Source organism: Halobacterium sp. DL1, assembly GCA_000230955.3.
Taxonomy (GTDB): Archaea; Halobacteriota; Halobacteria; order Halobacteriales; family Halobacteriaceae; genus Halobacterium.
This window is the reverse complement of record CP007060.1, coordinates 1261277-1279964: the sequence shown is the minus strand read 5'-3', so window position 1 is coordinate 1279964 and position 18688 is coordinate 1261277. Positions and strand designations below refer to the sequence as shown.

The window sequence follows — 18688 nt, the reverse complement described above, 5'->3', positions numbered from 1 at the left end:
CATAAAACGGGGTCCGCGCGGCCATTAAGTCTTGTCACTCGGTCGCCCACGAACGCCGTGCCGCCCACAGAACCCCGGACCCGGGGACCGCGGGACCAGCGCACTCAGGATTTCACACAGGAACTAAACTCTGGGCCCCATCTGGTACCGGTATGCCGATCGTTCCGAACGCGCTCGAACGACTCTACGTGCTCCGACTGAACCGCTCGCCCGGCGCGACCCTCGACATGTTCGCCTCGGGCGCGTTCGACGCGCTGGGTGTCGCAATCGAGATTGGTGCCATCGACGCGCTCTACGAGGAACCCGCGACCGTGTCGGTCCTCGCGGAGAGACTGGACGCCGACGCGGACGGCCTCGCGCGTCTCCTCGCGCTCCTCGATTCTGCTGACTACGTCACCGCGGACGGCGAAGAATACCGTCTGACGAGCCTCTCGCGCCGCTGGGTCGCGTCCGAGAGCACCGACAGCCTCGGGCCGTTCTTCCGGTTCTGGCGCGAGGTCGTCCTGCCGTTCTGCCACGAACACGCGACGACGGCGGTGCTGGAGGGCGCGCCACCCGAGACGATGTACGAGTGGCTCGACGACAACCCCGAGAAGTGGCCGCTGGCCCAGCGCGCGTTCGAGGCCGCGACGCGCTCCGTGAGCGACGACTTCGTGGCCGCCGTCGACCCACAGCCGGACGAGCGAGTGCTCGACCTGGGCGGGGGCCACGCGCGGTTCAGCATCGAGTGCTGCCTGGCCGCACCCGGCGTGACGGCGACGGTCGTCGACGACCCGGCGGCGTTCGATGCCGCCGTCGAGAACGTCGAGCGCGCGGGCCTCGGTGACCGCGTTTCGCTCGTCGGCGGCGACTACTTCGAGGACGACCTGGGAGACGGCTACGACGTCGCGCTCGCTTGCAACATCCTGCACGCCCACAACGAACGAGCGTGCCGGGAGTTCCTCGACCGCGTCCACGACGCGCTCGCACCCGGCGGTCGGGTCGCCGTCCTCGACCAGTTCGACTCGGGTGGCCCCCTCCCGCTGGCGCGCACCGCGACGCGGGTCGTCGACTACGTCTACCTGGCGACCCTCGGCGGGCGCGTCCACGACGAGGAGGCGGTCCGCTCGTGGCTCAGCGACTCGGGGTTCGAGAGCGTCGACGCCCACGAGTTCCGGACCGCCGGCTCGACGCTCCTGCTCGCGGAGAAGGCCTGAATCGGAATCGCTACTCCAGGTCCTCGACGCGCTTCCCGCAGGCCTGCGGAACGACTCGACGGTCGGCGTCCTCGAAGGACTGTTCGAGTTCGCGGCCGTCGAACAGGCGGTCGAGGAACACCGCGAGACCGGCCACCTCGGAGTGTGGCTGGTTCGTGACGCCGACGTTCCAGTCGGCGTGCTCGTAGACGCTGAAGGGGACCTTCTCGCCGCCGACGACCACGAGCAGCGCGTCGGTCTGGTGGTGCTCTCGGATGTCGGCCTCGACGTCCTGGACCGGTTCGCCGTACATCGTGAGGTGGACGACCGACCCCTCCCAGTCGCGGATTGTGGCGTCGAGTTCGTCGGTCAGTTCGACGCCGAAGGGGCCGCCGAACCGGTCGGTGATGTCGGCGACCGTCTCATCGGACTGCCCCGCGTTGTCCGGGAGGAGGACGCGGTCGGCGCCGAGCGCGCGTGCCGTGAGACCGACGTGAGTGGTCATGCGATCGTCGCGGCCCGGCCGGTGACCGTACCGGAGCACCACGACCTCGGGTTCGCCCTGCATACCGCCACGGAGTCACCCCGCCGGGGTACGCGTTTCGGATACGGAGCGTGGCGCGGCCGAGCGTCTGACACCGACACCGGAACCGCTATCACCGTCTCGGTGCACACTACTGGTATCTTGCTTGCGAGCACTCCCACCGCCAGAGAGAGCAATCCGGCGGCCAGGCCAGTAGAACGGAGGAACCACCCGTGAACCCGCGACGCGTCGACAGCCTCACCGACCTCGCGTACGGCATCCTCATCTTCGTCTCGGTCGGACTGATACTCGTCGTCGGCACGGAGACCGGGCTCGCGTTCGGCTTCGGCGTGCTGGCGTCGTACATCCTCCACATCGGCTGGAAGATGGCGCGCTTCGACCCGCAGTGGATGACCGAGGTCGTGGGCGACACTGTCGAAGAGACCGTCGAGGAAACAGTCGACGAGAAGGTCGGCGACACCGTCGAGGAGACGGTGGAGGAGACGGTCGGCGAAACCGTGGAGAAGACGGTCGGCGAGACGGTCGAAGAGACAGTCGGCGAAACCGTCGAGGAGACGGTCGGCGAAACCGTGGAGAAGACGGTCGGCGAGACGGTCGAAGAGACAGTCGGCGAAACCGTCGAGGAGACGGTCGGCGAAACCGTGGAGAAGACGGTCGAAGAAACGGTCAGCGAAACCGTCGAGGAGAAGGTTGGCGAAACGGTCGAGGAGAAGGTCGGTGAGACGGTCGAGGAAACGGTCAGCGAAACCGTCGAGGAGACGGTCGACAAGACAGTCGAGGAGAAGGTCGGTGAGACCGTCGAGGAGAAGGTCGGCGAAACTGTCGAGGAGACCGTCGAAGAGACGGTAGGCGACACCGTCGAGAAGACTGTCAGCGAGACGGTCGAACAGACCGTGGAGGAGACGGTCGGCGAGACGGTCGAGGAAACCGTCGAGGAGACGGTCAGCGAGACTGTCGAAGAGACCGTGGACAAGACAGTCGAGGAGAAGGTCGGCGAGACAGTCGAGGAGAAGGTCGGCGAGACAGTCGAGGAGGAGCTGGCGAAACAGGAGGGGGCGACGAAAGAGGACGGCGAGGACGAGGCGTCTTCGTGATCAGCGCCCTGCTGCTCGTCGGCATCCTGGTCGCGATGTTCGTCGGGTTCAACGTCGGCGGGTCGACGACCGGGCCAGCGTTCGGGCCGGCGGTCGGCGCCGACGCCATCTCGAAGTCGACGGCGGCGGCGCTGATGACCGCCTTCTTCTTTGTCGGGGCGTGGACGCTCGGGCGGCGCGTGGTGGACACGCTCGGGACCGAACTCGTCTTCGACCCGGCCATCTTCACGCTGGTGGCGAGCATCGGCGTCCTGTTCTTCATCGGTCTCGCGCTGTTCGTCGGCAATGTCTTCGGCGTCCCCGCCTCGACGTCGATGACGGCGGTCGGCGCTATCGCCGGCCTCGGCGTCGCGCGCGGCGAACTCGACTGGGCCGTGATGGGCGAGATTGCGACGTGGTGGATCGTCGCCCCAGTCATCGGGTTCTGGGTGTCGCTCATCATCGGCCGCTACTTCTACGCCCGCCTCCACCGCGTGATAGCGATGGAGCGCAGCGAGGGCCCGCTGATGGAGGTCGACCGCTCGGGCGCGGTGCCGGTGCCGACCACCGAGGAGACGACGAACCGCAAGGAGCTGTTCGGCGTGGCGACGGTCATCGCCATCGGCTGTCTGATGGCGTTCAGCTCCGGGACGAGCAACATCGCCAACGCCATCGCGCCGCTCGTCGGCAGCGACGTCATCGAGATGAACCCGGCCATCCTGCTGGGCTGTCTGGCGGTCGGCATCGGCGCGTTCACCATCGCCAGGCGGACGCTGGAGACGATGGGCAGCGACATCACGGAGCTCCCGCTGACGGCGGCCATCGTGGTCGCCACCGTGAGCGCCACGCTGGTCATCTTCCTCTCGGCCATCGGCATTCCCGCGAGCTTCGTCGTCATCGCGACGATGAGCATCGTGGGCCTCGGCTGGGGCGGGCGACCCGGCCGGCCACGGTGTCCGAGGTCGTTCGCGGTGACGAGGACGTCCCCGTCTCCGTCGGCGGACTCGCGGCGGACGAGGAACACGACGAAGTGCCCGCCATCGGCGAGGAGGAGCCAGAGGACATCCCGAGCGCCGGGGACCTCTTCGACCCGGGGACGACGGCGCGGGTCATCCTGATGCAGAACCTCGTCCCGCTCGTGGCGACCGTCGGCGCCTTCCTGACGTTCCGCTTCGTCCCCATCTTCGGGTTCTGAGCGGAACGGCCTTTTTGCCGGTGGCGGTCGAAGCCTGTCACATGGTGCGACCGGAAGTCGGCGCGAGCGTGCAGCGCCGCGACCTGACGGGGACGACGGCGCTCGTGACTGGCGCGACCGGCGGCGTGGGCCGGGAGGTGGCGCTAGCGCTCGGACGCCTCGGCGCGGACGTCCTCGTCCACGGGCGAGACCGCGACCGCGGCGAGCGCGTGGCAAACGAACTCCGCGAGCTCGGTTCCGATACCTCGTTCTTCCAGGCGGAGTACACGGACGTCGACGAGGTGGAGCGCCTCGCCGAGCGCGTCCACGGCCGCGTCGACGAACTCGACGTGCTCGTGAACAACGCGGGCGCGCACTTCGACGACGGGCGACTGACTCGACTGGGCGTCGAGCGGACGTTCCACGCCAACCACCTCTCGCCGTTCCTGCTGACGAACCGCCTGCGCGACGCCATCCCCCCGGGCGGGCGCGTCGTCACGGTCGCCTCGGAAGTCCACCGGCGCGCCACCCTCGACTTCGACGACGTGACTGCTGTCGAGGACTACGACGGGCTCGACGCCTACGGCCGCTCGAAACTCGCGAACGTGCTGTTCGCCCGGGAACTCGCCCGGCGCTCTGTCGGCCTCACGTCCGTCTCCTGTCACCCGGGGTTCGTCCCGGCGACTGGCATCTGGCGGAACGCCTCGCTACCGGTGCGGGCGCTGATGTGGGTCCTCTCGGCCGTCCCGCGGTTGGTGACACTCGGGCGCGTCGACACGCCGTCGTCGGCCGCGGTGACGCCGACGTACCTCGCGGCTACCGAACGCGAATCCGGTGAGAACGGGGCGTACTTCCGGGACTGTTCGCCCGTCGAGCCGTCCCCCGCGGCAACCGACGACCCGCTCGCCGAGCGACTCTGGGCGTGGAGCGCGGAGCGCGTGGGTCTCTGACACAGCGGGCATCGGAAAGCACTTTGCGAGCGCAGTGGACGACTCTGTATGCAACTCTCCGAGCAGCGCGTCGTCGTCACCGGCGCTGCGGGCCTCGTCGGCTCCCACCTCGCCGCCGAACTCGCGCCGGACAACGACGTGCTCGCGGTCGACAATCTCTCGAAGGGGACCCGGGAGCGCGTGCCCGACGGCGTCGAGTTCGTCGAGGCAGACATGTGTGACCCCGAGGACGTGGCCGAGGTCATAACCGAGGACGTGGACATCGTCTTCCACTTCGCGGCGTACACGGACACGAACTACGGGGAACCCCGCGTGCTGTTCGAGGAGAACGGCGAGATGACGTACAACGTCCTCGAGCGCATGGACGAGGTGGGCGTCGACAAACTGGCGTTCACGTCCTCCTCGACGGTGTACGGCGAGGCGCCGATGCCGACCCCGGAGGATTACGCGCCCCTCGAACCCATCTCCATCTACGGCGCGAGCAAACTCGCCGACGAGGGCCTCGTCTCGACGTACGCCCACTCCTACGGCATCCAGTCGTGGATGTACCGGTTCGCGAACATCGTCGGGCCGAAACAGCGCGGCAACGTCGTCCCGGACTTCATCGAGAAACTGCTCGAGAACCCGGAGACGCTCACCATCCTCGGGAACGGTCGCCAGGAGAAGTCCTACCTCCACGTCGAGGAGTGCGTGGACGCCATGATCCACGTCGTCGAGCACGCTGACGACGACCTGAACACCTACAACCTTGGCACGCGCACGACGACGTCCGTCAACGCCATCGCGGACATCGTCGCCGAGGAGATGGACCTCGACCCCGACTACGAGTACACGGGTGGCGACCGGGGCTGGACCGGCGACGTGCCGAAGATGCGCCTCTCCATCGAGAAGCTCTCGGCGCTGGGCTGGGAGCCGTCGCTGTCCTCCGACGAGTCCGTTCGGACGGCCGCCCGCGGGCTGATCGAGGAACTGCGCGCGGAACACGACTGACAGTCGGGAGCAACAAACACTTTACGCGGTCCGCGGAGTACTTTGGATAGTAAATGGCGAGTTTCGACGTCTCCGACCGACTCCCCGTCGACAATATCGACGCGGGGACGAACCTGCTCGTGGCGGGGCCACCGCTGACGGGCAAACGCGAGTTCGCGCTCTCCCTCGTCGACGAGGGCTGCGAGCGCGGCGAGGGCGGCATCGTGGTCGGCACCCGCGACAGCACGAAGACGATTCGCCAGCGCGCGCCGAACGTCTGGACGGCGGTCAAGCAGAACCGCGGCGGCATCGTCGACTGCGTCACCCGCCAGCGCGGCGAGTCGACCCGCGACCAGGACCTCGTGAAGTACGTGGGTTCGCCCGGGGACATCACGGACATCGGCATCCGCCTCGGTGGCATCTTCCAGTCCCTCGAGGGAAACTGCGAGCAGGCCCGGATGAACGTCTCTACCGTCTCGACGATGCTGATGTACGCGGACACGCGACGTGTCTACCGGTTCCTCCACGTGTTCGCGGGACACGTCGAGCGCCTCGGCTGGCTCGGACTCGGTGTGCTGGACACGAGCAGCAAGGAGGCCTTCGACGTGCTCGCCCCGCTGTACGACGGGATGATTCAGACGCGGACGACCGACGACGGGAACGAACTCCGCGTCGTCGGTCTCGGGCACGGCCGCACCGAGTGGGTGCCCTACTGAGTGCCGTTCGCTACTTAGTGAACTCGTCGGCGAGGTCGTCGGCGAGGTCCTCGGACTCGAGGTCCTCATGGACCTCCTCGTCGACGAAGTCGAGAATCTCGTCGATGAGGCGGCCGGTGTCGGTTATGCTCTCGCGTTCGAAGCTGACGAGGATGCCCGACCAGTCGTCGAAGGGGACCTGACAGACGACGACCTGCTGGAACCACCGCACAGTCGCGTCGAGGTGACCGAACCGCGCGAACTCCGGCTGTTCGACGCCGTCGTCGAACCCCTTGAGCACGAGGTGTTTCGCGACTTCCTCGAACTCGGTCTCGGTGAACTGCTCCTCGAGGGGGTCTGCCTTGTAGTCGATGTCGTACTCGTCACCATCGTAGCGGATGATGGCGCGGAGCGTGCCGACGTCGAGCGAACGAATGTGGCGGGCGAGCGAGTCGGCGTGCATACCTCCTCGTTAGCGGAGGGGCGTGGTTAATCTTCCGTCGTTGTCGGCGAAGGGAACCGCCTCAGTCCGCGGCGACCGTCTGTTCGTCGTCGGCGGCCTCGACGTAGTCGTCCTCCCAGTCGCGACGGGCGTCGAGTTCCCGTTCCCCGCGGTCGGTGACGACGTACTGGTTCGTGCGCTCGTCCTTCTGGCCCTTCTCGACGAGGCCCTTCTCGACGACCGTGTTGAGGTTCGGGTAGAGGCGCCCGTGGTTGATCTCCGAGGTGTAGTACTGCTCCAGTTCGCTCTTGATGTCGAGGCCGTTCGGTTCCTCGAGCCCAGCGGCGACGACGAGGAGGTCGCGCTGGAAGCCGGTGAGGTCGTCCATGGTTCGTTTTTCACGGACGAAGGCACCTGTATTAAATCTTGTGGCAGCTTTAGCGCTCGTGGGCGGAGTGAGTGCGCTAATTGCGCTCCGTCGTCAGTTTCTCAGCAACGCCACAGTAGAATGGGTTCGAGCGCCAGTCTCTGACGCTACTCTCGGAGGTGTGCCGGGTTCCTCAGGCCTCGACGCGCGGTGGCGTGAGGAGGTCCGAATCGGCGAGCGCTGCGCAGGTGCCCGCGATGGTGAGCACGCGCTGCTCGGTGAAGAAATCGGGTTCGTGGGCCTCCGCGTCGATGATGCCGACGACAGAATCGCCGGCCAGGATGGGACAGCAGAACTCGCTGCGCACGCTGTCGTCGCACTCGTAGTACGGGCCGTCGTGCTCCGCGACGTCCTCGACGAGCACCGCCTCGCCGCTCAGACCGACCGACGAGTTGTTCGAGCGCTCGGCGAACGACTCAGTGAGCGGGAACTCCGCGCGGGACGGCTCACCGACGTATGCTTCCTTGACGAGCACCCCCTCCCCGTCGGCGTTCGTGGCGCGCCGGTAGACGCCGAGCCAGTCGGCGTCCGTCTCCTCGGCGAGGTGGTCGACGGTCTCCTGGAGGGCGACCAGGCGCGCGGTGTTCGGGTGGTCGCGTAGCCGCTCGGGGTCGTACTCCAGTCCGCAGATGGGTGCGAGGTTGTACGGGTCGTCGGCGAGGCCGACGCCGCAGGCTCCGTCGGGACCGAGTTCGGGGACTGGGTAGACGTAGCGCTCTTCGACGGTGTCGGCCGTGACCGTGGCGTGCGGGGGCCGGGCGACGAGCGACGCGCCGCGCTTGGGCGAGTCCGAGGGGACGTCGGCGAACTCCGGCAACCCCACGGCCCGGAGGTAGGACTCGTGGTTCATGGGTCGGTGTTTGGGTCGAAAACGTAAAGCGTCGTTCACTCGGACAGGACGCCGCTCTCGCAGGCCCGCTCGCCGGCGTCGGTGAGCCGGTAGACCACCTCGCCGGAGACCGCTTCGAGGAGTCCGCGTTCTGCCAGTTCCGCGCAGCGGGTCTCGACGTAGGGTGCGTGCATCCCGATGCGGTTGGCGACGATGGCGGGATACTCCGCGCCGCGTTCGTCGAGGAACTCGATGATGTCGCGGTCGGCAGGACGGCTCCAGGTTGGCTGGCGGGACGACGCACCGTTCATGCCAGTAGTGTGCGTCACGCTACCACATAACAGTACTGTCCAGACAGCCAATTCGGACGACCCTACCCGAGAAACCTACGCGTCCTCGTCGCCGTACTCAGTGCGGAACTCCGCGATGAGTCCGCTCATCTTCGCGTACCAGTCGTTCAGGCGGCGCTGCATGTCGTCGGCCACGATGTCCGGGTCCGCGGGGCGGTAGACGTGGTAGTAGCCGCCCTGGTCCGAGTTGCGCTGGCGCTTGCGCACGACGCCGGCGTCCACGAGGCGGTGGACCGAGCGGTAGGCCGTCGAGCGCTCGCGGTCGACGCGCTCGGTGAGTTCGTCGACGGTCAGCGGGTCGTCGCTCTCGACGAGCGCCTGGAAGCACTCGCGGTCGAGGTCCGAGAGGCCGTGGAGGCAGCCGAGGAGGTTCTCGCAGGCGAGGTCCCCTTCGAGCTGGGCGGCCAGCGAGTCTGCCATCGCCGGCCCTAGACTGCAGGCCGGGAAAAGGGTTCTGTCGGTGCGCGGGCGGATATTTCCACGTGGAGGACGAACGGGTGGGTATGACCGACTCGACGGTGCGGGTCTGGCTGGCCGAACGGACGTACTCGGACGACGAGCAGAACCTCATCATCCTCGAGTACGCAACCACGGACGGCGAGCGGTACCTCCGGAAGGAGCGCGCGCTCACGAGTTTCGACGACGACAGGCCCACCAGAGCGGCCATCGACGTCGAACCGGGAAAGCTCGGTGACGTCACTGAACCGGACGATATCAAGCGGTACGCGAGCGCGGCGACGGAGACGGCCGAGAACTACGACCCCGACGACACTATATAGTGCCGGTCTGGTTTACCTGAATTACAGTTGGCGCGGCAGTGGTAGGCCGACACAGAACTGCGAAGCGGGAGCTCGTGAGTGCGTTCTCCAGCGTATCCCGACTGCGCGCCATCTGGTGATGTGAACAGGGGTGTGACACCCCGCGACAAACCTATACGTTAGCACACCCCAATACAATAGTAGTGCCGGTGTTACACCCGGCGGTCGCCCGTCCTGTCGCCCCGTGAGAGACGACTTGGTAGCACCCCCGGGTAACGACACCAGGTCACACCCACACCCAACATGACGGAAACCCTCGAACGCCTCAGCGAACAGTACAAGGCATCAGTCCCGTCAGACCTCCGCGACGCTCGGAGCTACGACTGGTATCTGGAAACCCTGTACGACGACCCCTCCATCGCCCGGAACGCCCACCAGCGGCTTGCGGACATGTTCGACTACTACGGGTCGAACACGGAGGACGGGGTCGTCGAGTACAAACTGGCATCCGAGGACCCACTTGGCGAGGGTGCGAACACGTTCTTCGGGCGCGAAGTCCACGAGTCCATCCACGAGTTCGTGAACAAGGTCAAGAGCGGCGCTCGTGGCCTCGGACCGGAGAAGCGCATCATCCTCCTGCTCGGTCCCGTCGGCTCCGGCAAGTCCGACGTCGACCGGCAGGTGCGACGCTACTACGAGGACTACACCTCCAAGGAGGAGGGGCGGCTGTACACGTTCCGGTGGACGAACCTCTGTTCGGTCATCGACGACCAGGACCCCAACGACGACACCGTCACCTCCCCGATGCACCAGGACCCGCTGGTGTTGCTCCCGAACGAGCAGCGCCAGCAGATCATCGAGGACCTCAACGAGCGCCTCGACGCCCCCTACTCGCTGCGCAACGAGCAGGCCCTCGACCCGGCCAGCGAGTTCTACATGGACGAACTCCTGGCCCACTACGACGACGACCTGGAGGCCGTCCTCGACAACCACGTCGAGGTCGTCCGCCTCGTCGCCAGCGAGAACCGCAGGGACTGCATCGAGACCTTCGAGCCCAAGGACAAGAAGAACCAGGACGAGACCGAGCTGACCGGAGACGTGAACTACTCGAAGCTCGCGGTGTACGGCGAGAGCGACCCGCGGGCCTTCGACTACGCGGGCGCGTTCTGCAACGCCAACCGGGGCATCTTCTCCGGGGAGGAGCTGCTCAAACTCCAGCGGGAGTTCCTCTACGACTTCCTGCACGCCACCCAGGAGCAGACCATCAAGCCGAAGAACAACCCCCGGATCGACATCGACCAGGTCATCGTCGGCCGCACGAACATGCCCGAGTACCGGGACAAGCGCGCCGACGAGAAGATGGAGGCGTTCAACGACCGCACGAAGCGCGTCGACTTCCCGTACGTCCTCGAGTACGAGGAGGAGGCCCTCATCTACGACAAGCTGCTGTCGAACGCCGACGTGCCCGACATCCACGTCGAACCCCACACCCTCGACATGGCGGGGCTGTTCGGCGTGCTCACCCGCGTCAAGGAGCCCGACAACGACCGGGTCGGCCTCCTCGAGAAGGCGAAGGCGTACAACGGCGAACTCGACGAGGTCGACGACGTCGACCCCGAGAAGCTCCGTGAGGAGGCCGCCAGCTCCGGCGAACGCGAGGGCATGAGCGGCGTCAGCCCGCGGTTCGTCGGCGACGAGATAGCGGCCGCCATCATGCAGTCGATGGACCGCGAGCGCGGGTTCCTCTCGCCGCTCACGGTGTTCAACCGGCTGGAGGACAACGTCGGCCAGCACGGCTCCATCCCGGAGGACAAGGTCGAGGGCTACCAGCGCCTCCTCGAACTCGTCCGCGAGGAGTACCGGGAGCGCGCCATCGAGGACGTGCGCCACGCCCTCGCCTACGACCTGGACGAGATCCAGAGCCAGGGCGAGAAGTACATGGACCACGTGATGGCGTACATCGACGACGACACCGTCGCGGACGAACTCACGGGCCGCGAGCAGGAGCCCGACGAGACGTTCCTGCGCGCCGTCGAGGAGCAACTCGGCGTGCCCGAGGACCGCAAGGACGACTTCCGCCAGGAGGTCTCGAACTGGGTCAGCCGCCGCGCCCGTGAGGGCGAGCCGTTCGACCCCCAGGACAACGACCGCCTGCGCCGCGCGCTCGAGCGCAAGCTCTGGGAGGACAAGAAGCACAACATCAACTTCTCGGCGCTCGTCTCGAACGCGGAGTTCGACGACGACGGCGACGGCAACGACTGGGTGGCCGCGCTCGTCGACCGCGGCTACTCGGAGGCCGGAGCGCGTGAGGTGCTGGAGTTCGCGGGCGCCGAGGTCGCCAAGGCGGAACTAGAGTCGTGACCGACTACGTCGACCGGGCGAACCGGGCGCTCAGGGACACCTACGACGACCCGATGTCCCTCGAGGAGTACGTCGACCACGTCTTCGAGCACCCGCTCGCCGCGGCCCACGCCAGCCGCTACGTGCTCGCCGCCATCGAGTCCGAGGGCGCCCGTCCCGTCGTCGAGGGCGGCGAACAGCGGCAGCGCTACCGCTTCTTCGACGACCCGCACAACGACGGCGAACACGCCGTCCTGGGGAACACGGCGACGCTGAACGCGTTCGTCGACGACCTGCGAGCGGTGGCCGCGGGCCGAGGGAAGGCCGAGACCATCCTCTGGTTCGCGGGGCCGACCGCGACCGGCAAGTCCGAGCTGAAGCGCTGTCTCGTCAACGGCCTCCGGGAGTTCTCGAAGACCCCCGAGGGCCGGCGCTACACCGTCGAGTGGAACATCGCGGGCGCCGAGGAGTCGCCGGGGCTGACCTACGGCGACGAGCGACTGGACCGCGAGGACGACTGGTACGAGAGCCCGGTGCAGTCCGGCCCCCTCTCGGTGTTCCCGCCCGACGTCCGCAAGGAACTGCTCGCGGAACTGAACCGCGGCCGCGACGACACCGACAAACTCCGCGCGGACGCCGACCTCGATCCGTTCTGCCGGGAGGCCTACGAGTTCCTCGAGGAGGCCTACCGGCGCGAGGGCCGCACCGACCTCTTCGAGGCGGTGACCGACCCGAAACACCTGCGCGTGAAGAACTACGTCGTCGACCGCGGGAAGGGCATCGGCGTGCTCCACTCCGAGGACGCAGGCAGCCCGAAGGAGCGACTGGCGGGCTCCTGGATGGCGCCCCTGCTCGCCCAAATGGACTCGAAGGGGCGGAAGAACCCGCAGGCGTTCAGCTACGACGGCGTGCTCTCCCAGGGCAACGGCTGTCTGACGGTCGTCGAGGACGCCAGCCAGCACGCCGACCTGCTCCAGAAGCTGCTGAACGTCCCCGACGAGCGCCGCGTGAAACTCGACAAGGGAATCGGGATGGACCTCGACACGCAGCTCGTCGTCATCTCGAACCTGGACCTCGAGGCCCAGTTGAACAAGCACGACGACCGACAGGGGTTCGACCCGCTGAAGGCGCTCAAGCGCCGGCTGTCGAAACACGAGTTCGGCTACCTCACGAGTGTGAGCCTCGAGGCCCAGCTGCTGCGCCGGGAGCTCACCAGCGAGACGGCGGTGTGGACGGAGACGGACCACGACGTCGTCGCCGAGCGCGTGCGCGAACCCATCACCATCTCCATCCGGGACCGCGAGGGCATCCAGCAGCGCGAACTAGCGCCCCACGCTATCGAGGCCGCGGCGCTGTACAGCGTCGTGACCCGCCTCGACGCGAACAGTCTCCCCGAGAGCCTCGACCTCGTCGAGAAGGCACAGCTGTACGACCGGGGCTACGTCGGCTCCGGAGAGGACCGCCGTGACGCCGACGAGTTCGACTTCGACGGCGACGCGGACGGCGGCAACGGCATTCCCGTGACGTACACGAGGGACGTGCTCGCCGACCGGCTTCACGCCGACGCCGACCGCTCGCACCCCGACCTCCCGGTCGAGCACGTGGTCACGCCCCGGGACGTCCTCGACGGGATGGTCGAGGGGCTGGACGCCGCGCCCGTCTTCTCCGACGCCGAGCGCTCGGAGTTCGAGGACCGCCTCGTCGCCGTCAAGGACTACGTCCACGACCAGCAGGAGGACGACGTCCTCGACGCGCTGCTCTCCGAGGAGGGCGCCGACCCGGCGGACGTGGAGCGCTACGTCGACCACGTTCACGCGTGGGCGACCGACGACACCGTCACGAACGACCGCGGCGAGGACGAACAGCCGGACGCGCTGGCGATGAAGCTGTTCGAGACGGAGACCCTCGGCAAGTTCGACGACGCCGACTACCGGGGCAACCAGCCACGTGAAGCCGTCCGCTCGTTCCGCGAGGACACCGTGATGACGGCAGTGACGCGCCACGCTTGGGAACACCGCGACGAGGAGTTCCGCGCCCGGGACGTCGACCTCACGACGGTGCCCGTGCTCCGCGACGTGCTCGCGGGCAACGACTGGAGCGACGTCGAGCGGGTCCACCCCGACTTCGACCCCGAACAGTGGGACGACCCGCCGGAGGGCACCGCAACGGCCGAACTGAAGGAGGACGCCATCGCGTTCCTGGTCGAGGAACGGGGCTACTCGCCGGCGAGCGCCGAGCTCGCCAGCCGGGACGTGCTCTCGGAGGTGACCCACCGATGGGCCTGAGAGACGACCGCGAGCGGTTCCGCGAGGTCGGCGAACAGCGCCGCCAGGACCTCGCCGAATTCATCCAGTACGGCGACCTCACGGGGAGTGACTCCGACTCGGTGCGGGTGCCCATCAAGCTCGTCGACCTCCCGGAGTTCCAGTACGACCAGCTGGACATGGGCGGCGTCGGGCAGGGCGACGCGGAACCCGGCGACCAGGTCGGGAAACCCCAGGAAGGCGAGGGCGAGGACGGCGAGGCTGGCGAGGACTCGGCGGACCACGAGTACTACGAGATGGACCCCGAGGAGTTCGCCGCGGAACTCGACGAGCGACTCGGCCTCGACCTCGAACCGAAGGGCAAGCGCGTCGTCGCGGAGACCGAGGGCGCGTTCAACGACACCGCGCGGCGCGGCCCGAGAGGCACCCTGGATTTCGCCCACCTCTACAAGCAGGGCCTCAAGCGGAAGGTCGCGATGGACTTCGACGAGAACTACCTCGGCGAGGCGCTGCGCGTCGAGGGCTGGGGGCCAGGCGAGGTCTTCGAGTGGGCGAGAGAGCAGAACATCCCGGTCTCGAAGGCGTGGCTCGACGAGCGCGACCGCGACCTCGACGAGCGCGAGCGCTGGACCTCCATCGAGGAGATGACCAGCGAGGTCGAGCGAGAGCAGACCCACACGCGCCTCAAGCGAGAGGGCGTCGGGAAGGTGCCGCTGCGCCGCGAGGACGAGCGCTTCCGCCACCCCGAAATCGTCGAGGAGCGCGAGCGCAACGTCGTCGTGGTGAACATCCGGGACGTCTCCGGGTCGATGCGCAACGCCAAGCGAGAACTCGTCGAGCGCACGTTCACGCCCCTCGACTGGTATCTCACGGGGAAGTACGACCGCGCGGAGTTCGTCTACATCGCCCACGACGCCGACGCCTGGGTCGTCGAGCGGACCGACTTCTTCGGCATCCGGTCGGGCGGCGGCACCCGTATCTCCAGCGCGTACGAACTCGCAGAGGACGTGCTGGAGGACTACCCGTTCCACGAGTGGAACCGCTACGTGTTCGCGGCGGGCGACGGCGAGAACAGCGGCAACGACACCACGGAGAAGGTCGTGCCGCTGATGCGGAGCATCGACGCGAACCTCCACGCGTACGTCGAGACGCAACCGAACGACGGCGTGCGGACGGGGACCCACGCCGCCGACCTCCGCGAGGCGTTCGACGAGGAGGACGGCGTCGCGGTCACCACCGTGCGCGACGAGTCGGACGTCCTCGACGCCATCGAGACCATCCTCAGCACCGAGAACGATGATTGACAGAGAGAAACGACAGACGGCCGAGGAACTGACAGAACCGACGCGGGAGGCGACCGCGCTCGCCGAGAAACTCGGCCTGGAACCGTACGACGTCCACTACTGGATTGTCGACCACGACGAGATGAACGAACTCATCGCCTACGACGGGTTCCAGACGCGGTACCCGCACTGGCGGTGGGGGATGAAGTACGAGAAGCAGCGCAAGCAGCGCCAGTTCCTCGGCGGGAAGGCCTTCGAGATCGTGAACAACGACAACCCGTCGAACGCGTTCCTCCAGCAGTCGAACTCGATGGCCGACCAGAAGGCGGTCATCACGCACGTCGAGGCCCACGCGGACTTCTTCGCGAACAACCGGTGGTTCGGCCTGTTCGGGAGCGACGAGGGGCCGAACGCCGCGGCGATGCTCGAACGCCACGCCAAGCGCATCGAGGAGGTGCTGTCGGACCCGGAGGTCGACCGGGAGGCCGTCGAGCGGTTCATCGACACGGTGCTCACGCTGGAGGACAACATCGAGTACCGGCGGGCGTTCGACCGGAAGAGCGCCGACGGCGACCCGGAGGCCGTCGACGAGACGCTGGAGGCGCTGGGCGTCAGCGACGAGGTGCGCGCCGAGGTGTTCGACGACGAGTGGCTGGAGGGCCTCGACGCCGACGTCGACGACGTGCAGTTCCCGCCGGAACCCGAGTACGACCTGCTCGCGTTCCTCCGCGAACACGGTGAGGCCTACGACGAGGACGCCGAGAAGGCCGTGGAGTTCGAGGACTGGCAGCGGGAGGTCATCGAGATGCTCCGCCGGGAGGCCTACTACTTCGCGCCCCAGCGCACGACGAAGGTGATGAACGAGGGGTGGGCGGCCTACTGGGAGTCGCTGATGATGGGCGAGGAGGCGTTCGCGGGCACGGAGGAGTTCCTCGACTACGCGGACCACCAGGCCCGGGTGCTGAACAGCCCCGGATTCAACCCGTACAAGCTGGGCAAGGAGCTCTGGGAGTACGTCGAGAACCGCGCGAACCGGCGGGAGGTGCTCGAACGACTGCTCCGCGTGGACGGCATCACGTGGCGGAACTTCCACGACGCCGTGGACTTCGAGCGGGTCGCCGAGCGACTCGCGCCCCCGGAGGCCCTCGACTCGGTGACCAGCGAGACACTCGACGACGTCGCGGACCTCCCCGCGGAGTACGTCGACAGCGAGGCGCTCGCCGCGGCGCGCGAGGGCGACATCGACGTCGACCGCTACCCCTGGAAGCTGTTCACCTTCGAGGGGCTGGCGCACCGGCACTACTCGCTGACGAAACCCCAGTTCCGCGGGTTCCTGCGGCGCGTGACCCGGAGCGAACTGGAGTCCACCAGCCGCTACCTCTTCGAGGACGAGCGCTACGCGTCCGTCGAGGACGCACTCGACGGCGTCGACTTCACAGTCGGCTGGCGGAAGCTGCTCGAGGTCCGCGAGAGCAACAACGACGTGACGTTCATCGACGAGTTCCTCACCCAGGAGTTCGTCGACGCGAACGACTACTTCGCCTACGAGTACAGCCAGACCCGCGGCGACTACCGCGCCAGCAGCACGGACGCCGAGGACGTCAAGAAGAAGCTGCTGTTGCGGTTCACGAACCTCGGGAAGCCGACCATCGGCGTCTACGACGCGAACCACGAGAACCGCGGCGAACTGCTGCTCTGCCACGAGTACAACGGCGTGATGCTCGACCGGAAGAACGCCGAGGCGACGCTCGAACGCGTCTTCGAACTGTGGGGGCGGCCGGTCGTCCTCCACACCATCACCAAGCGCATCCCGGAGAACGAGCGCAAGCGCGCCCGGCGCAACGACCGCGAACCCGAACCGGAGGAGGTCGGGGTCGAACTCCGCTACGACGGCGAGGAACTCGCCGTCAACGAACTGTCGTGGGCCGAGGTCGAACACCTCGCGGCCGACGAACTCGACTACGACACGAAGCCCGACGACTGGCTGTAAAAGCGGGGGCGGCTCCGGGGCCGGAGCGCTACGTCGTGACGACGGTGACGGCGCCGTCGAACTCGAGGATGATGCGCTGGGTCACGTCGCCGAAGATCGCCTTCCCGGTGGGCGAGCGCTTCCGGCCCGCGACGAAAATGTGGTCGGCGTCGCGCTCGTCGGCGAGGGCCAGCACCTCGTCGCCCTTCTCGCCGATGCGGCCGACGGACTCGGCGTCGATGTCGACGTCCGCAAGCACGTCTCGTCCGACGTCCCGCGCGAACTTCTGGGCGCCGTCGACGGCCTCGTCGAGTGTGTAGTTGACGTCCAGGTCGGGGATGCTCGCCATCGCTTCGCGGCGCTCGGAGTACTCGTCGTCGGTGGTGACGTGGAGGAGGACGAGCTCAGCGTCCACGCCCGCCGCGAGTTCGCCGGCTTCGCGGACGAGGGCTTTCGCGGAGTCGCTGGCTTCGACCACTGCAATCGCTCGGTCCATGTCCCACGGCGCTCAGTCCCCGACCATAAATGTCGGGGGAGCGCGGCGAACGCGGAGGCTCTCGCGGCGGCAACAACGCATTTGTACCCTGCAGGGAAAGGCCCGACAATGAGCCTCCGCGGCGTCATCGACCAGGTCCGGGAGCGCGAGAAGACGCTCACCGTCTACACGGACCCCGAGACGGCCATCGTCCCGGACCTCCGGGTGTACTTCGCGTCCCAGAACGTCGTCGTGGAGGAGGCGGACGCGGCCGAGCGGCCGGAGTACGCGGTGCTCTCGGAGGGCGAGGAGTATCTCACCGCCGTCAGCATCGAGGCGCTCCGCGAACTCACCGACGGGAGCGTTCGGACCGTGGGCGAGGACGTCTCCTACAGTCCGCTGCTGGAGCACCTCGACCGCACGACGTTCACGTCGTACAGCCACCACCAGATGGTGCAGGCGTCCCGCGAGATAGAGGACCGCGCGTGGCGCGCCAGCGAGGGACGCCTCTACGCGGGGTTCCAGCGGCTCTCGAAGTTCCAGCCGCAGCGAGAGACGTACGCGGACCTGGCGAAGGGGAACACCGACGTCCACGTCTACGGCACGCCAGACGTCGAGGTGGCGGTGCCCTCCGGCGTCACCGTCCACCCTGAGGAGAGCCTGGAGATAGCGACCACGTGGTTCGTGGTGTTCGACGGCGGCAGCGACGAGCAGCAGTCTTCCGCGCTGCTCGCCGAGGAGCGCCACGAGGGCGGCTACTACGGTATCTGGACGTACGACCCCGGGCTGGTCGAGGAAACCATCCAGGCTCTCGACGCGCTCCAGCAGTCGGCCTGAGGGCAACGCTTTCCTCGCGGCGCGCGAACGCCGAGGCATGCGAGTGTTCGACGCGGCACGACTCGTCGACGGCAGGCGTGAGGACAGCATCGCGGACGGGCGCCTGGTCGTGGACGACGACGGCGCCATCGAGA

The 18688-nt window shown here is 67.5% G+C and carries 18 protein-coding genes and 1 pseudogene; 12 read left to right on the top strand and 7 right to left on the bottom strand.

Translation table 11 applies throughout. The features are described from left to right. Positions 1-152 precede the first annotated feature (152 nt). The gene (locus HALDL1_08195; protein ID AHG03578.1) at positions 153-1196 is read left to right on the top strand and encodes an O-methyltransferase; all 1044 of its coding nucleotides are present in this window, start codon (positions 153-155) and stop codon (positions 1194-1196) included. Between the two features lie 10 nt (positions 1197-1206). Here HALDL1_08195 and HALDL1_08190 read toward each other — a convergent pair whose 3' ends face one another. After that, positions 1207-1743, bottom strand: coding sequence for a tRNA methyltransferase (locus tag HALDL1_08190; GenBank protein AHG03577.1), 537 nt, complete (start codon positions 1741-1743; stop codon positions 1207-1209). Between the two features lie 188 nt (positions 1744-1931). Here HALDL1_08190 and HALDL1_08185 point away from each other — a divergent pair, with 188 nt between their 5' ends. From HALDL1_08185 to HALDL1_08165, 5 genes and pseudogenes are all read left to right on the top strand, one after another. Further along, positions 1932-2813, top strand: a complete 882-nt coding sequence (locus tag HALDL1_08185) for a hypothetical protein (GenBank protein AHG03576.1) — start codon at positions 1932-1934, stop codon at positions 2811-2813. Continuing rightward, positions 2810-3987, top strand: a pseudogene (locus tag HALDL1_08180) (anion permease). Before HALDL1_08185 ends, HALDL1_08180 begins: the two are co-directional and overlap by 4 nt. Positions 3988-4028: 41 nt before the next feature. Further along, entirely contained in the window at positions 4029-4916 is an 888-nt protein-coding gene (locus HALDL1_08175; protein ID AHG03575.1) for a short-chain dehydrogenase, read from the top strand. Between the two features lie 48 nt (positions 4917-4964). Beyond that, complete coding sequence (locus HALDL1_08170) at positions 4965-5906, top strand: UDP-glucose 4-epimerase (protein ID AHG03574.1); 942 nt, start codon at positions 4965-4967, stop codon at positions 5904-5906. A gap of 53 nt (positions 5907-5959) precedes the next feature. Next, the gene (locus HALDL1_08165; protein AHG03573.1) at positions 5960-6601 is read left to right on the top strand and encodes a hypothetical protein; all 642 of its coding nucleotides are present in this window, start codon (positions 5960-5962) and stop codon (positions 6599-6601) included. A 10-nt stretch (positions 6602-6611) separates the two neighbouring features. Here HALDL1_08165 and HALDL1_08160 read toward each other — a convergent pair whose 3' ends face one another. From HALDL1_08160 to HALDL1_08140, 5 genes are all read right to left on the bottom strand, one after another. Beyond that, entirely contained in the window at positions 6612-7043 is a 432-nt protein-coding gene (locus HALDL1_08160) for a hypothetical protein (GenBank protein ID AHG05246.1), read from the bottom strand. 61 nt (positions 7044-7104) lie between these two features. Continuing rightward, entirely contained in the window at positions 7105-7410 is a 306-nt protein-coding gene (locus HALDL1_08155) for a PadR family transcriptional regulator (GenBank protein AHG03572.1), read from the bottom strand. Between the two features lie 172 nt (positions 7411-7582). Continuing rightward, on the bottom strand, positions 7583-8299 hold the full coding sequence (locus HALDL1_08150; GenBank protein ID AHG03571.1) for a histidine kinase: 717 nt from the start codon (positions 8297-8299) through the stop codon (positions 7583-7585). 35 nt (positions 8300-8334) lie between these two features. Next, positions 8335-8589, bottom strand: coding sequence for a repressor (locus tag HALDL1_08145; protein AHG03570.1), 255 nt, complete (start codon positions 8587-8589; stop codon positions 8335-8337). 75 nt (positions 8590-8664) lie between these two features. Continuing rightward, positions 8665-9048: a TrmB family transcriptional regulator gene (locus HALDL1_08140; GenBank protein AHG03569.1), complete on the bottom strand. Its 384-nt coding sequence runs from the start codon at positions 9046-9048 to the stop codon at positions 8665-8667. A gap of 83 nt (positions 9049-9131) precedes the next feature. Between HALDL1_08140 and HALDL1_08135 the strand changes: the two genes are divergently transcribed. From HALDL1_08135 to HALDL1_08115, 5 genes are all read left to right on the top strand, one after another. Next, positions 9132-9407 carry a hypothetical protein gene (locus tag HALDL1_08135; GenBank protein AHG03568.1) on the top strand — a complete coding sequence of 92 codons (276 nt, stop codon included), beginning with the start codon at positions 9132-9134 and terminating at the stop codon, positions 9405-9407. 282 nt (positions 9408-9689) lie between these two features. Continuing rightward, positions 9690-11747 carry a prkA-type serine/threonine protein kinase gene (locus HALDL1_08130; GenBank protein ID AHG03567.1) on the top strand — a complete coding sequence of 686 codons (2058 nt, stop codon included), beginning with the start codon at positions 9690-9692 and terminating at the stop codon, positions 11745-11747. A 53-nt stretch (positions 11748-11800) separates the two neighbouring features. Further along, on the top strand, positions 11801-14011 hold the full coding sequence (locus HALDL1_08125; protein AHG03566.1) for a prkA-type serine/threonine protein kinase: 2211 nt from the start codon (positions 11801-11803) through the stop codon (positions 14009-14011). Beyond that, complete coding sequence (locus HALDL1_08120; protein ID AHG03565.1) at positions 14002-15294, top strand: hypothetical protein; 1293 nt, start codon at positions 14002-14004, stop codon at positions 15292-15294. Before HALDL1_08125 ends, HALDL1_08120 begins: the two co-directional genes overlap by 10 nt. Next, positions 15287-17263 carry an AbrB family transcriptional regulator gene (locus HALDL1_08115; protein ID AHG03564.1) on the top strand — a complete coding sequence of 659 codons (1977 nt, stop codon included), beginning with the start codon at positions 15287-15289 and terminating at the stop codon, positions 17261-17263. Before HALDL1_08120 ends, HALDL1_08115 begins: the two co-directional genes overlap by 8 nt. A 28-nt stretch (positions 17264-17291) precedes the next feature. Here the strand turns inward: HALDL1_08115 and HALDL1_08110 are convergent, their stop codons facing one another. After that, positions 17292-17738 (bottom strand): universal stress protein UspA, encoded by a 447-nt coding sequence (locus HALDL1_08110; GenBank protein AHG03563.1) that lies wholly within the window; start codon positions 17736-17738, stop codon positions 17292-17294. Between the two features lie 108 nt (positions 17739-17846). Here HALDL1_08110 and HALDL1_08105 point away from each other — a divergent pair, with 108 nt between their 5' ends. Continuing rightward, on the top strand, positions 17847-18554 hold the full coding sequence (locus tag HALDL1_08105; protein AHG03562.1) for a hypothetical protein: 708 nt from the start codon (positions 17847-17849) through the stop codon (positions 18552-18554). Positions 18555-18688: the final 134 nt, after the last annotated feature.